The 364-nt window shown below is 56.6% G+C and carries 1 protein-coding gene; it reads left to right on the top strand.

Translation table 11 applies throughout. The features are described 5' to 3' along the window. A partial coding sequence (locus AC1RPQ_RS08175) for a hypothetical protein (RefSeq protein ID WP_481762289.1) occupies window positions 1-316 on the top strand: 316 nt, incomplete at its 5' end. Window positions 317-364: the final 48 nt, after the last annotated feature.

Below are 364 nucleotides of genomic sequence, written 5' to 3'. Positions count from 1 at the left end.
AAAACCCCGACGAAGAACTTTGGTTGTTGTGGATGGTTCCGCTCGCCCCCGTTACTATTTGTCTCACGTTCAACACATAACGGATTACACAATGGCACTCTATAACGGCGTTAATCGGCTCACCATTCACGCATCGCGGTTTGCTGGGCTCGGGTACACGAATTCGAATCCGGCGGGCGTCCCTTGCTGGCGGTTTGTTGACATGCACGACGGCGAAGACCGCGCGGCATGCGTCGGACCGCAATACCGGACACGCGCTGAATTGCTGGCGGATGCCGCGCGCTACGCTCGCGACGCATGGGGTTATCTCGTCTAAAGGGGTGCATGATGCGCACATTCGATAATGGCTGTTTCTACACGGTCC

This window comes from Dellaglioa sp. CoH-57-MRSF-21 (assembly GCF_056781915.1).
The sequence above is the reverse complement of the archived record's forward strand: the minus strand, read 5'-3'. Positions and strand labels throughout refer to the sequence as shown.